At 72.8% G+C, this 12547-nt stretch carries 12 protein-coding genes; 5 read left to right on the forward strand and 7 right to left on the reverse strand.

The window, feature by feature from the left end; all coding sequences use genetic code 11:
- Positions 1-17 precede the first annotated feature (17 nt).
- Positions 18-1517, reverse strand: coding sequence for an SCO1417 family MocR-like transcription factor (locus ACWDZ7_RS16230; RefSeq protein WP_451797515.1), 1500 nt, complete (start codon positions 1515-1517; stop codon positions 18-20).
- Between the two features lie 64 nt (positions 1518-1581).
- Here ACWDZ7_RS16230 and yczE point away from each other — a divergent pair, with 64 nt between their 5' ends.
- From yczE to ACWDZ7_RS16250, 4 genes are all read left to right on the forward strand, one after another.
- Positions 1582-2274 carry a membrane protein YczE gene (yczE, locus tag ACWDZ7_RS16235; RefSeq protein ID WP_451797517.1) on the forward strand — a complete coding sequence of 231 codons (693 nt, stop codon included), beginning with the start codon at positions 1582-1584 and terminating at the stop codon, positions 2272-2274.
- Complete coding sequence (locus ACWDZ7_RS16240) at positions 2271-3038, forward strand: glycerophosphodiester phosphodiesterase (RefSeq protein ID WP_451797518.1); 768 nt, start codon at positions 2271-2273, stop codon at positions 3036-3038. Before yczE ends, ACWDZ7_RS16240 begins: the two co-directional genes overlap by 4 nt.
- A 45-nt stretch (positions 3039-3083) precedes the next feature.
- Complete coding sequence (locus ACWDZ7_RS16245) at positions 3084-4430, forward strand: MFS transporter (RefSeq protein WP_451797519.1); 1347 nt, start codon at positions 3084-3086, stop codon at positions 4428-4430.
- 257 nt (positions 4431-4687) lie between these two features.
- Positions 4688-5062, forward strand: coding sequence for an RNA polymerase-binding protein RbpA (locus ACWDZ7_RS16250; RefSeq protein ID WP_030360404.1), 375 nt, complete (start codon positions 4688-4690; stop codon positions 5060-5062).
- 119 nt (positions 5063-5181) lie between these two features.
- Here the strand turns inward: ACWDZ7_RS16250 and fxsA are convergent, their stop codons facing one another.
- From fxsA to ACWDZ7_RS16270, 4 genes are all read right to left on the reverse strand, one after another.
- Positions 5182-5757 carry an FxsA family membrane protein gene (gene fxsA, locus ACWDZ7_RS16255; RefSeq protein WP_451797520.1) on the reverse strand — a complete coding sequence of 192 codons (576 nt, stop codon included), beginning with the start codon at positions 5755-5757 and terminating at the stop codon, positions 5182-5184.
- Between the two features lie 64 nt (positions 5758-5821).
- The gene (locus ACWDZ7_RS16260; RefSeq protein ID WP_451797521.1) at positions 5822-6613 is read right to left on the reverse strand and encodes a polyprenol monophosphomannose synthase; all 792 of its coding nucleotides are present in this window, start codon (positions 6611-6613) and stop codon (positions 5822-5824) included.
- 491 nt (positions 6614-7104) lie between these two features.
- Positions 7105-8766 (reverse strand): amidohydrolase, encoded by a 1662-nt coding sequence (locus ACWDZ7_RS16265; RefSeq protein WP_451797522.1) that lies wholly within the window; start codon positions 8764-8766, stop codon positions 7105-7107.
- 90 nt (positions 8767-8856) lie between these two features.
- Positions 8857-9297, reverse strand: a complete 441-nt coding sequence (locus ACWDZ7_RS16270; RefSeq protein WP_451797524.1) for an Lrp/AsnC family transcriptional regulator — start codon at positions 9295-9297, stop codon at positions 8857-8859.
- Positions 9298-9508: 211 nt separating this feature from the next.
- On the opposite strand from ACWDZ7_RS16270, the gene ACWDZ7_RS16275 reads away from it, so the two are divergent.
- Entirely contained in the window at positions 9509-9937 is a 429-nt protein-coding gene (locus ACWDZ7_RS16275; protein ID WP_451797525.1) for a hypothetical protein, read from the forward strand.
- A 1-nt stretch (position 9938) separates the two neighbouring features.
- Here ACWDZ7_RS16275 and ACWDZ7_RS16280 read toward each other — a convergent pair whose 3' ends face one another.
- Both ACWDZ7_RS16280 and ACWDZ7_RS16285 read right to left on the reverse strand, forming a co-directional pair.
- Positions 9939-11039 (reverse strand): phosphotransferase family protein, encoded by a 1101-nt coding sequence (locus ACWDZ7_RS16280; protein WP_451797527.1) that lies wholly within the window; start codon positions 11037-11039, stop codon positions 9939-9941.
- Between the two features lie 29 nt (positions 11040-11068).
- A complete protein-coding gene (locus ACWDZ7_RS16285; RefSeq protein ID WP_451797528.1) occupies positions 11069-12196 on the reverse strand; it encodes a hypothetical protein in 1128 nt (375 codons plus the stop codon).
- Between the last annotated feature and the right edge of the window lie 351 nt (positions 12197-12547).

Here is a 12547-nt window from a genome sequence, read left to right on the forward strand (position 1 = left end):
GCCCAAAAGGGCAGCGCTCAGGCCACGAAGGGGTGCGCGACCTCCGCACCCGCGCCCGCGCCCCTCTCCACGAGGCGGGCTGCGGCGGCCAGGCGCGCCGCCGCCTCCTCGGCCACCGCGCCGCCCACGGTGAACGGCAGCCGCACATACCCCTCGAAGGCCCCGTCGACACCGAAGCGCGGCCCTGACGGAACCCGCACCCCCACCCGCTCGCCCACCTCGGCGAGCCGCGACCCCGACAGTCCCCCGGTGCGCACCCACAGCGTGAGACCGCCGCGCGGCACCTCGAACTCCCAGCCGGGCAGCTCGCGGCGCACGGCGGCGACCAGCGCGTCGCGGTTCCCCCTGGCCTGCTCCCTGCGCACGTCGACCGCGGCTTCCCAACCGCCGGTGTTCAACAGCCAGTTCACGGCGAGCTGTTCCAGGACGGGGGTGCCCAGATCGGCGTACGCGCGCGCCGCGACGAGGCTGCGGATCACGTCGGGGGCGGCCCGCACCCAGCCGATGCGCATGCCCGCCCAGAAGGCCTTGCTCGCCGAGCCGACGGTGACGACGGTGGAGCCCGCGGGGTCGAACCCGCAGACGGGGCGCGGCATGTCGAGGTCCGGGTCGAGTCCCAGCTCGCTCATCGTCTCGTCGACGACGAGGACCGTGCCCGCCGAGCGGGCCGCCTCGACCAGCTGCCTGCGCTGGTCCTCGCCCGCGAGCGCGCCCGTGGGGTTGTGGAAGTCCGCGACGACGTACGCGAGCCGGGGCGCCGCGTCGCGCAGGACCTGCCGCCAGCGGTCCATGTCCCAGCCCTGGAGGCCCTCCGCCATGGCGACGGGAACGAGCCGGGCGCCCGCCTCGCGCATCAGCTGGAGGATGTTGGCGTACGAGGGGGACTCGACGGCGATGCGTTCGCCGCGTCCCGCGAAGAGGTGGCAGATCGCGTCGATGGCGCCCATCGCGCCGGTGGTGACCATGATCTGCTCGGGCATCGTCGGGATCCCGCGCGCGGTGTACCGCTCGGCGAGCATCTCGCGCAGGGCCGGCAGGCCGGCGGGGTAGTCGCCGTGCGTGTGGGCGTACGGCGGGAGCGCTTCGAGGGCGCCCTGGACGGAGCGGGTCAGCCACGGCTCGGGCGCGGGCAGCGCGGCACAGCCCAGGTCGATCATGGAGCCGAGCGCCTCTGGCGGCAGCGGTTCGAGCCCGCGCGCGGGGAGGGGGTTTCCGGCGGGGACGGCGGTCCAGCTGCCCGCTCCTCTGCGGGACTCCAGGAAGCCCTCGGTGCGCAGCGCCTCGTAGGCGGCCGCCACGGTGGTGCGGCTGACGGCGAGCGCCACCGCCAGTTCGCGTTCGGCGGGCAGACGCGCGGCGACGGGCACGCGGCCTTCGAGGACGAGCAGCCGGATGCCGTCGGCGAGGGCACGGTAGGCGGGCGGGCGGCGGGCGCCCGTGCCACTGGGGCGCGTCTGCTGGGACGCGAGGAGCCGGGCGAGCTGGGTCGAACCCATCGCCGAAGTCCACTGAGCCATGATTCCCAGTCCACCTTCCCCGAATTGGCCATGGTTGCGCTCTGCTTCCAAGCCACAGAGTGACATGCGTCGGGCCACTATCACCAGCGGGGGGCACCACTTGTCCGGGACGAAGCCACATCTCTCACACCGTCTGCTGCGGCTGTACGCGGGTCTGACGCTGTACGGCGTCAGCTCCGCGCTGATGGTGTCCGCGGGGCTCGGTCCCGAGCCGTGGAACGTGCTCAACCAAGGCCTGTCCGAACGGACCGGCCTGTCCATCGGTGTCGTCTCGATCATCGTGGGCGCGGCGGTGCTGCTGCTGTGGATCCCCCTGCGGCAGCGCCCGGGGCTCGGCACCGTCTCGAACGTCTTCGTCTGCGGCCTGTCCATGGATGCCGCCCTGGCGCTGCTGCCGGACGTGGACACCCTCGCCGTCCGCGTCCCCCTGCTGCTGGCCGGCGTCGTCCTCAACGGCGCGGCGACCGGCCTGTACATCACGGCCTCGTTCGGCCCGGGGCCGCGCGACGGCCTGATGACGGGCCTGCACCGGCGCACCGGCCGCTCGATCCGCCTGACGCGCACGCTCATCGAGGTGACGGTCGTCGCCACCGGCTTCGCGCTCGGCGGCACGGTCGGCCTCGGCACCGTCCTGTACGCGCTCGCCATCGGCCCGCTCGCCCAGTTCTTCCTGCGCCACTTCGCCCTCCCCACGCCCGGCACGGGCAGGATCGCGGCCTCCGGAGGTCCGTCGGAGCAGGCGATACTGCAGCGGTGACCACGCGCGTACGCCACCCCTACCTCGATCATCCCGGCCCCCTCGCCCTCGCCCACCGCGGGGGCGCCGCGGACGGCCTGGAGAACACCGCCGCGGCGTTCCGGCGCGCCGTCGGCCTCGGCTACCGCTACATCGAGACCGACGTACACGCCACCGCCGACGGCCGCCTCGTCGCCTTCCACGACGCGACGCTCGACCGTGTGACGGACACGGGGGGACGCATCGTCGACCTCCCCTGGAGCGAGGTGCGCCACGCGCGCGTGGCCGGCAGTGAACCGGTGCCCCTCTTCGAAGAGCTCCTGGAGGCCTTCCCCGGGGTCCGCTGGAACGTGGACGTCAAAGCCGAGCCCGCCCTCCTGCCGCTCCTCGACCTGGTCCGCCGCACCGGCTCCTGGGACCGCGTCTGCGTCGGCTCGTTCTCCGAGGCGCGCGTGGCCAGGGCCCAGCGCCTGGCGGGCCCGCGCCTGGCCACCTCGTTCGGCACGCGGGGCGTGGCGGCGCTGCGCCTGCTGTCGTACGGCGTCCCGGCGGCGCTACGCCGCTCCGCGGTCTGCGCGCAGGTGCCCGAGACGCACGCCGGGATCCGGGTGGTCGACCACCGCTTCGTGCGCGCGGCCCACGCGCGCGGGCTGCAGGTTCATGTGTGGACGGTCAACGACGCCGAGCGGATGGCTGCCCTTCTGGACCTCGGCGTGGATGGCATAGTTTCCGATCACATCGAGACGCTGCGCGAGGTGCTGAAGGACCGGGGGACCTGGGTCTGACCGCCCGAGGGCGGCTTCGCACCACGGGGAACAGCGAGGTCACGGGTGGTCACCGACACCGTGCGGACGGCGGCCGCCGAGGCCGCCGAGCGACGGCGCGAGCAGCGGGGCTGGTACTTCTACGACTGGGCGTGCTCGGTCTACTCGACGAGCGTCCTGACCGTCTTCCTGGGGCCCTACCTCACGGAGATCGCCAAGGCGGCCGCCGACCCCGACGGGTACGTGCATCCGCTGGGCATCCCGGTCCGCGCCGGGTCCTTCTTCGCGTACACGGTGTCCGCTTCCGTGCTCGTGTCGGTCTTCGTGATGCCGGTGGCGGGCGCGGCCGCCGACCGTACGGGGCGCAAGAAGCCCCTGCTCGCCGCGGCCGCGTACCTGGGGGCGGCCGCGACCGCGGGCATGTTCTTCCTGGCCGGCGACCGCTATCTCCTCGGCGGTCTCCTGCTGATCGTCGCCAACGCCTCGCTCGCCGTCTCGATGGTGCTCTACAACTCCTACCTGCCGCAGATCGCGCCTCCCGAGGAGCGTGACGCGGTCTCCTCGCGCGGCTGGGCCTTCGGCTACGCCTCGGGCGCCCTGGTCCTCGTGCTGAACCTGGTGCTGTTCCTCGCCCACGACACCTTCGGTGTCTCCGAGTCGACCGCGGTGCGCATCTGCCTGGCGTCGGCGGGCGTGTGGTGGGGGGCCTTCACCCTCGTACCCCTGAAGCGGCTGCGCGACCGGCGTACGGCGCCGTCCGGGGCGGCCGCGCGGGGCGGTCTGCGGCAGCTGGCGTCGACGGTGCGGGACATGCGGCGCCACCCGCACACGCTCGCCTTCCTGCTGGCGTACCTCGTCTACAACGACGGGGTGCAGACGGTGATCTCGCAGGCGTCCGTCTACGGCTCCGAGGAGCTGGGGCTCGGCCAGTCCACGCTGATCGTCGCGGTCCTGCTGGTGCAGCTGCTCGCGGTGGCGGGCGCCCTCGCCATGGGCAGGCTGGCCCGCACGTACGGCGCCAAGCGCACCATCCTCGGCTCCCTCGTCGCCTGGACGGTGACGATCGGGGCGGGCTACTTCCTGCCGGCCGGGGCGCCCTCGTGGTTCTTCGTCCTGGCGGCGGGGATCGGCCTGGTCCTCGGCGGCACCCAGGCCCTGTCGCGTTCGCTCTTCTCGCATCTGGTGCCGCGCGGCAAGGAGGCCGAGTACTTCTCCGCGTACGAGATCAGCGACCGCGGGATGGCCTGGCTGGGGCCGCTGATCTTCGGCCTCACCTACCAGCTCACGGGGAGCTACCGGGACGCGATCGTCTCCCTCGTGATCTTCTTCCTGCTGGGATTCGCACTGCTCGCGAGGGTGCCGGTGAGGCGTGCGGTGCGCGACGCGGGGAACCCCGTACCCGACCGGATTTAGCAACTGAGGGCAAAGGCCGGTAGTGTACGCGTTTGGCCTGCCAGGCGGACCGTTACTGCGAGCTGATGATTCAGAAACGCTGGGTGACATCTGCTGCCAGATGTGACAAACCGGGCACTGGTGGGTACAACAAGGGGCGGCATACGACGGCGACGCATGACCCTGAAACGGGAATCTTTACCGCCGACCGGACGTTGACCGGATGACGACGACAGCGACACCTGTCCTGTGGGCGACAAGCCCGGGAGGCACGATTCATGAGTGAGCGAGCTCTTCGCGGCACGCGTCTTGTGGTGACTAGCTACGAGACCGACCGCGGCATCGACCTGGCTCCGCGCCAGGCCGTGGAGTACGCATGCCAGAACGGACATCGTTTCGAGATGCCGTTCTCGGTCGAGGCGGAGATCCCGCCGGAGTGGGAGTGCAAGGTCTGCGGGGCCCAGGCACTCCTGGTAGACGGCGACGGACCTGAGGAAAAGAAGGGCAAGCCGGCGCGTACGCACTGGGACATGCTCATGGAGCGCCGTACTCGAGAGGAACTCGAAGAGGTCCTGGAGGAGCGCCTTGCGGTCCTTCGGTCCGGCGCCATGAACATCGCGGTGCATCCGCGGGACAGCCGCAAGTCCGCCTGACGACGGACCCGGCTACACAACCGCACAGCACAAGTACGAGGGCCGGGGCCACTGCTCAGCAGTGGCCCCGGCCCTCGTGCGTGTCGCCGCGTGCTGCTGCGTGTCCCGGCGGTACGCCGTCAGTGCGGCAGCTGCGGGTCGTCCGGGCGCGGGCCGCGCGCCGGCGGCTCATCCCTGATGACCTCGCCCTGGACGACCTTGCCGTCCGGCCGGTGCATACGGGCCTGCTGGAAGGCGTCCCCGAGGCCGCCGGGCGTCGCCTCGCGCATCTTGCGCTCCAGAGTGCGCTCCGCGTACCGCCCGAGGGCCTTCTGGACCGGCGGCACCAGCAGGATCAGCCCCAGGGCGTCCGAGATCAGCCCCGGCAGGATGATGAGCAGGCCGCCCAGCATCGTCAGGGCCCCGCCGCCGCCCCCGGCCTCCGGCGCGGGCGTCACACCGCTCTGCTGCTGTTGCACCGCCTCGCTGAGCTTGCGGAACGCCCTGCGCCCCGCACGCTTGATCACCGCGGAGCCGAGCACGAGGCCGCCCACCAGGAGCAGGAAGACCACGAGCCCGCTCGTGGCACCCGCCACGACGGTGAGCAGCCAGATCTCAAGGACGAGCCACGCGGCGATGCCGAGCGGCAGGAACCTCAGGGGCCCGGAGCGCCGGGTCTTGGCGGGGCGGATGGGAGGCGGTGCGCCAGTCGTCATGCTCCCAGTGTGCCTGGGCCCGCCTCAGGCCGGGATAAGGGGGATGATCAAGAAGGCGGGGTGCTCAGGGCTGCTTGCGGCCGATGACCCGGCCGACGCGCTCCCCGACACCCCAGGCGGTGACCCGCCACAGCGCCTCGACGACGATGTTCTGGCTCATCTTGCTGTCCCCGAGCTCCCGCTCGACGAACGTGATGGGCACCTCGACGACGTGGTAGCCCGCCTTGATCGCGCGGCGCGCGAGGTCGACCTGGAAGCAGTAGCCCTGCGACTCGACCTCGCCGAGGCCGAGGCCTTCGAGGGTCTCGCGGCGGAAGGCGCGGTAGCCGCCCGTCACGTCGCGGATGGGTACGTCCAGCAGGAGGCGCGAGTAGGTGCTGCCGCCCCGGGAGATGAACTCGCGGTGCTTGGGCCAGTTGACGACCCGGCCGCCCGGCACCCAGCGCGAGCCGAGCACGAGGTCGGCGCCCTTGAGCGCGGTCAGCAGTCGGGGCAGCTCCTCGGGCTGGTGGGACCCGTCGGCGTCCATCTCGATGAGCACGCCGTAGTCGTTGTCGAGTCCCCAGCGGAAGCCCGCGAGGTAGGCGGCGCCGAGCCCCTCCTTGCCCTTGCGGTGCAGCACGTGGACCTGCTCGTCCTCGGCCGCGAGTTCGTCGGCGATCTTGCCGGTGCCGTCAGGGCTGTTGTCGTCGGCGACCAGGACGTGCGCGTCCGGGACGGCGGCCCGTACCCGGCCGACGATGGACCGGATGTTCTCCGCCTCGTCATAGGTCGGAATGATCACCAAGGCCGTGCCGAGCGAGTCGTACTGCCTCCCCTGGTCCCCTGATTCGGAGACCCGACCGCCGTCGTTCACTACTGCCCCTTCGTTCGTACGCAGAGGACCACCATAGTGGCCGCGGCCTGGGCCGCAGCGGCGGCACGGAGGTCGGGGCGACCAGCACTGCGGATCGGGGCCCGGCACCCTTCGGGCCGGCCTGGGACCCGCTGGCTGCGGATCGACCGAAAGCCGTTGTCTACTGAGCGTCCGGGCCCCACCCGGGTCACACCTGCCGACCGGCCGCTGCGTTCCCTCGCCTCCGCGTCGCGGGCGCTGGACCTGGCTCCCAGCGGTGGTGCGCCGGTGCGGCACACCACCCGTGACCCAGCGGCGTTCGACGACTGCGTGGAGGATCGCCGGTCGGACGTCCTGCGGTGGACCCGGCCGAACCTACCGGCCCACGGCGGCTCTCTGTCAATACCCCCGTGAACTGCGGTGATGATGAAGACCGCCAGGTCAGGGCCGAGGATTCCCAGGTCGTGTGGAGCCCTGGCGGGCCGCGACCGGGGGCGCGCACCGCCGTGACATCACTCGTCCGGCCCCACGTACACCGGCTGTCCGGCCACCACGGTGCGCAGACAGACGGGCAGCTGAGCGCCCGGCGTCAGGTCGGGCAGGCCGGGCGTGCCCGAGCGCGGGTCGGTCGACCAGCGGGCCACGCGGTCGTCGGGGGCCTGCACCACCAGATCGGAGGTGCGCCACACGGCGTAGTCCGCGGGCGCGCCGGGCACCAGGACGCCCGCGTCGTCGCGGCCGACGGCACGCCAGCCGCCCCGGGTGTGGGCGGTGAACGCGGCGCGCACGGAGACGCGGTGCTCGGGCGTGCGGTGGAAGGCGGCGGCGCGGACCGTGCCCCAGGGGTCGAGCGGCGTGACGGGGCTGTCGGAGCCGAAGGCGAGGGGCACGCCGGTGCGCAGGAGGGCCGCGTACGGGTTGAGGGTGCGGGCCCGTTCCGCGCCGAGGCGCTGGGCGTACATGCCGTCCTCGCCGCCCCACAGGGCGTCGAAGGCGGGCTGCACGGACGCGGTGAGCCCGAACTCGGCGAACCCCGCGATCGTCTCGGGCGTGAGCATCTCCGCGTGCTCCACGCGGTGCCTGGCGGCGCGCACGCGGGCCAGGCCGACCTTCTCGGCGGCCAGCCGCAGTCCGTCGACCACAGAGGCCACCGCGGCGTCCCCGATGGCGTGGAAGCCCGCCTGGAGGCCCGCGTCGGTGCACGCCACGACGTGGGCGGCGACGGCGGTGGCGTCCAGGTGGGCCGTGCCGGTGTGGGGGGCGTCGGTGTACGGCTCGTGCAGGCAGGCGGTGTGCGAGCCGAGGGCGCCGTCCACGAAGAGGTCACCGGCGGCGCCGACCGCGCCCAACTCGCGGGCGCGGGCCACGCCTTCGTCGCCCTGTTCGGCCCAGTAGCCGACGACGCGCGGTCCCCGCTCGTCGGCGGCGAGCCGCAGCAGCCCGGTGAAGTCGTCCTCGTCGGAGATCTCGGGCCCCCCGCACTCGTGCACGGAGCCGATGCCGAGCGAGGCGGCGCGCCGCAGGGCCGCGCGCTGGGCCTCGGTGCGCTGCCGGGGCGTGATCGCCGCCAGGGCGGCGGCGCGCACCCCGTGGTGGGCGTCGCCGGTGAGCGGAGCGTCCGGGTGGAAGCCCACGCGCTCGGTGATGCCGGGCACCAGGTCGAGCAGCGCGGTGCTGGCCACGGCCGAGTGGACGTCGATGCGGGAGAGGTAGAGCGGCCGGCCGCCGGTGGCTTCGTCGAGCTGCACGCGCGTGGGGGGCCGGCCACCGGGCCAGCGGGCGGCGTCCCAGCCGTGGCCGAGCAGGACGGTGTCGTGCGGACGTGCGGCGGTGTGTTCGCGTACGAGAACGAGCGCGTCGTCCAGCGACCGGGCCCCGGACAGGTCCAGGCCCGTCAGGGCGAGGCCGGTGGCCGTGGTGTGCACGTGGGCGTCCGTGAACGCGGGGGTGACCAGGGCGCCTTCGAGATCCACGACCTCGTCGACACCGTCGGCGAAGGCGTCCGCGGCGCCCTCGGAGCCGACCCAGGCGACATGGCCGCGTTCGACGACCATCGCGGTGGCGAACGGATCGGCGGGGCTGTGGACGTCGCCGCCGCGCAGCAGCACGGTGCGGTGGTTCTGGGGGGCCTCGGGGTCCTGGGGGTCGTTCCCGGGGGCGGTGCTCTGGCTCATGGGTCCAGTCTCGCCCCTGTGGGCGGGGCGCCCGACGCGGGGGCACCGGGTACGGCCGTACATCCGTACGTCCATAGAAAGCGCGTGCGCTCAGAGCTGTGGCGGGCGGGCCTCATAGGGCGTGGAGAGCACGACGGTCGTACGCGTGGAGACACCGGCGAGCGCCCGCAGACGGCTCAGCAGGTGCTCCAGTTCCAGTGGTGTGGCGACGCGCACCTTGAGGATGTAGTTCTCGTCGCCCGCGACGCTGTGGCACGCCTCGATCTCCGGGACGCCGGCGAGGCGTTCGGCGATGTCGTCGGGTGCGCTGGGGTCGAAGGGCTTCACCGAGATGAACGCCGTGAGCGGGAGCCCCACGGCCTCGGCGTCGACGACCGCGGCATAGCCGCGGATGACTCCTCGCTGCTCAAGGCGGCGCACCCGCTGATGCACGGCCGACGTGGACAGGCCCGTGGCCTTGCCCAGGTCGGTGTAGCTCATCCGCCCGTCCTTGACGAGCAGCTGCACGATCTGTCGGTCCAGCTCCTCCATGCGCCGAACCTACAGGGCTCTTGATCCCCCCGGATACCCGAGCGCCCGAAGGGGCCGTGCGGCGGGGCAACTCCCCTGGGCATGTGACGAACGCCACACCCCCTTGCCCGTGTCCGATGGGATGCCACGATTACCTCTACGACGGGACGGGAAGTGCTTGCTGTGGTCGAGGCCGCAGCGCCTTGTCGGCCCACCCAAGGGGGAGAGTCCCATGCAGAATTTGAAGCGCCCCGGCAGGTCCACTCGCGCCAAGCAGCAGCAGGTCGCCGAGCCCGAGCCGGAGGGCGTCGAACCGGCTGACGCCCTTCTCGACGCGTACGACACCTTTGAGATGTACCGCGTGAACTGCCCCGACTGCGGGCAGCCGATCGCGCTCCTGGCCGACGAGGACGTCCTGCCCGAGCACGCGCTGTGCCCCAATCCGTGGAACCCGTTCGGGCTCACGGTGTGTGGCGGTACCGGCCGCGCCGCCACGGACGCCACACCCACCGACGAGTCGATGGAGGCTCAGGAGCAGGACACCGCCCTGCTGTTGACGCTCCCTCAGGGGCTCGACTGGCGGACGAAGCCGTTCTCGCACGTGGGCGGCGCGGGCTCGCGCCCCATCCGCGTGCCCGGACAGCAGCGGCCCGCCGCCTGATTCACCAGTAGCTGCCCTGCACCATGGCCGCGAGGCTGCCGTGGTGCAGGATCAGCGTGTCCGCGTCCTCGGGCGCCGCGGGCGCCGCGGCCTCGCCGAAGTGGACCTGGCGGTAGGCGACGCGCAGCATGACGATCGCGTGCCGCAGCGCCGCGTACAGCGTGTAGAAGTCCATGGCCCGCGGGGTGTGGCCGGTGAGCCTCGCGTACGTCTCCTGGACGCGGTCGCGGCGCAGGAAGTCCGGCAGCCCCCGCTGGCCGAAACTCACCGTCAGATCCTGGAAGAAGCGGTGCAGATAGACCGTCCAGCCGAGGTCGACCTCGCGCGGGGCGAGGGCCGCCATCTCCCAGTCGAGGACGGCGGCGGGCTCGAAACCGTCGTAGACGATGTTGCCGATGCGTGCGTCGCCCCAGTTGAGCACGGGGGCGCCCTCGGTGTGCGGCCACAGCTCTTCGAGGCGGTCGAAGGCGCTCTCGATCAGGGGTGAGCGGGGCAGTCCGCGCACCACCCATGCGTAGTAGTCGCGCTGGGCCCGGACATGGCGGCGCAGCGGGCCGCCCTCGCCGGGCAGGGCGAGGAACCGCGCCTCGCCGACCGGGACCTGGTCGTGCAGCCGGGCCACGATCCGGACCGATGCCTCCTCCAGGTGCGCGCGTTCGCCGTCCGTCGCGGCGTGCAGCCAGTTTCCCTCGTACGTATAAGGCATGACGTCCGGCGGGACGCGGCCCTCGACCCGTTCCATGACGAAGAAGGGCGCGCCGAGCGGCCCGGGGTCCTCTTCCAGCCACAGCACGCGCGGCACCGGCAGGTCCGTGCGGTCGGCGACGAGCCGCATCGTGCGGTACTGGCGGGGCATGTCGTAGACGGGGAAGACCGTGTACGCCGCCGGGTCGGCCGCCAGCCGCAACGCGCAGTCGCGCAGGGGCGGTTCGGGGTGCTCGACGGTGAAGAGCAGGGTCTCGCTGGACATGCCGTTGGACGCGGGGACGCTCACGTCGACCGCCTTGGCGCCGGGCAGGCGGGTGTCGAGCCAGGCGGTGAGGCGACGGGTGAGTTCTTCCGGGTCGCGTGTGGTGGTGCGGGGGCGGGGTGCCGATGCCATGTCCCTACTCCTTCCTCCTGCCCGTGTCCTCAGGGCGCCACGGAGCCGAATCCGGTGAAGCCGCTCGGGTCGTGGCGGCCGAAGCTGCCGTGCTCGAAGATGCCGTATCCCGTGTGCCCGCCCAGGGTGAAGCGCGCGGCGTGGTCGATGACGCCGTACGCGGCCAGGGCGTGGGCCGAGGGATCCGAGAGGTCGTAGGTGCGCCGGTCGGTCCAGTCGCGGCCGCGCCAGGTGCCGTGCTGCCAGTCGTCGGCGGGCGGATAGCCGGCGCCCACGGCCAGCGGCAGCGAGGCGAGGGTCTCCACACCCAGCTCCAAGGGCTTGCGGTCGTCGGGGTCGGTGAGGTGGATGACGGCGCGTTCGGGGTGGCGGGTGCCGGAGCGGTAGGTGATGTCGGCCCGGGGCCAGCCGAGTTGGCGGTCGCGCAGGCCGGGGCGGACGAGGGTGGCGTCGTTGAGCGTGCGGTAGCCGTCCGCGTCCTCCTGGGCGATGACCATCAGGAAGCGGTCGTCGAAGCGCACCGGGCACCAGATCCAGTGGAAGCCCTCGGTGGCGAACTCCTCCTCCAGGCGCCCGCGCTCCTCGCCGGGGATGGGCCGCACCCCCCAGCTGCGGTCGCGGGTCGCGCTCCACTCCCCCGCCGTCACGGGTGTCTCCGCGCCGCCCGCGCGGATCACTCCGGAGGGGCGGCCCGCCTGGACGAAGCGGCGCCCTTCGAGGGTGAGCCGGGCGCCGCGCCGCTGGATGTGGTGCGGCTCCCACAGGGCCGGGAAGTCGGCGGTCCAGGTGAGGTCGTACGACAGGGCCGCCGGGTCGTCCGGATCGGCGGCGCACCGCAGACGCAGGCGGCGCAGCGGTTCGTCGACGGTGATGCGCAGCGGCCCGACGGAGAGGTTCGTCCGGTCGTCACCGAGGGCGTCGCTGGCGCGTACGGCGTGGAGCGTGTCGCCGGTACGGAGGGTGGCGTACGCGTCGATGACACCGGTGTTCGGATAGACGCCGAGGCCGAGGATGAGCAGGGCGTGGCCCGTGTGGTCGAAGAGGTGGAAGATGCACCGGTCGTAGGCGTTGCGGTCGCCCGTCGCGACGTGCTTCATCGACAGGGGGACCTGGTGCACGGGGTACTCGTCGAGCGGTACCGGACGATCATCTTCCACGGCAGACCTCCCTGGGCGCACGGCAGTTCAGGGTGGCGGGAGGCGGTGGGCCCTCCGGCGCGGGGATGACGGTACGTCAGATCGCGGGACGGAGCCATACGCGGTGTCGGCCGGGTTCCCGGGCGCCCGCGCGGCCACGCCCCGGGGCCATCCGCGCTGCCGTGCTCCGGGGCCGTCCGCGTGGCCGTGCTCCGGGCCCATCCGCGCGGCCGTGCTCCGGCGCACGCCGCCCGACACGCGGACGCCGTGGACTGACGCCCTAATCCGCGGGGCGGTGACTTCGGCGCCGCGGTGGGCGTTGGCCCGGCATGACCCCCACGGACATGGGCCCCACGCACGTCGCCACCGGCC

It is taken from the genome of Streptomyces sp. NPDC003032, assembly GCF_053591415.1.